General features: G+C 63.6%; 1 protein-coding gene. It reads left to right on the top strand.

Annotated elements, in window-relative coordinates; all coding sequences use genetic code 11:
• Positions 1-1,216 (top strand): LPS-assembly protein LptD (locus IC50_RS33225; RefSeq protein ID WP_035715372.1); only part of this gene is annotated, 1,216 nt, incomplete at both ends.

Here is a 1,216-nt window from a genome sequence, read left to right as displayed (position 1 = left end):
GAAGAAGCCGCCGCTGTGGCAGGTCAAGGGTGCGCGCATCATCCACGACCAGCAGGAGAAGATGCTGTATTTCGAGACCGCACAGCTCGAATTCTTCGGCGTGCCGCTCGCCTACATGCCCTATTTCTCGACGCCCGACCCGACCGTGAAGCGGAAGAGCGGCTTCCTGATCCCGGGTTATATTTCCGGCACGGACAAGACGGGCTATGGCGTCGAGGTTCCCTATTATTGGGCGATCGCGCCCGACATGGACGCAACCTTCACCCCGCGCTTCCTGTCGCGGCAAGGCGTGCTGCTGCAGGGCGAATTCCGACAGCGCCTGATCGACGGCGCCTACCAGATCCGCGCGTACGGCATCGACCAGCTCGATCCCGGAGCGTTTGCCGGGCAGCCCGGCGACCGCCAGTTCCGCGGCGCCATCGACACCAAGGGTCAGTTCGCACTGAACGACAAATGGGTCTGGGGCTGGGACGGCGTCCTGATGTCCGATTACTATTTCTTCTCGGACTACCGGCTCTACCAGTACCGCGATCCGCTCGGCTCGTTCCTGTTGCTGCCGACGGAAGCGCTGTCGCAGCTCTATCTGACCGGCGTCGGCAACCGCAGCTTCTTCGATGCGCGCACGATGTACTGGTTGAGCTATTCGGGCAACCAGAGCCAGGTGCCGATCGTCTACCCGGTGATCGACTACTCCAACGTGCTCAACTATCCGGTGTTCGGCGGCGAGTTCAGCTACAAGACCAATTTCGTGAACCTGTCGCGTGACGAGGCGGTGTTCGATCCGATCACGACGGTCGCCAACACCAGCAGCCTGTGCACCACGGCGTCGGCCGATCCTCTGGCCCGTACGCCGTCGCAGTGCCTGCTGCGCGGCTTCCCCGGCACCTATACCCGCCTTACGGCGGAAGCGCAGTGGCGCAAGTCCTTCACCGATCCGCTCGGCCAGATCTGGACGCCGTTCGCCAGCCTTCGCGCCGACGCGATCAACTCCTCGGTCTCCAACCAGCCCGGCGTGTCGAACTACCTGCCCGTCGGCGACACCCAGGCGTTCCGCCTGATGCCGACCGTGGGCCTCGAATACCGCTATCCCTTCATCAACGTTCAGCCCTGGGGCTCGACCACCGTCGAGCCGATCGCGCAGATCATCATCCGGCCGAACGAGACCTATGCCGGCAAGCTCCCGAACGAGGATGCCCAGAGCATGGTGTTCGACGCC

The sequence above is a fragment of the Bradyrhizobium genomosp. I (2014) genome (assembly GCF_000261685.1).
In the GTDB taxonomy this organism is placed as follows: Bacteria; Pseudomonadota; Alphaproteobacteria; order Rhizobiales; family Xanthobacteraceae; genus Bradyrhizobium.
The sequence above is the reverse complement of the archived record's forward strand: the minus strand, read 5'-3'. Positions and strand labels throughout refer to the sequence as shown.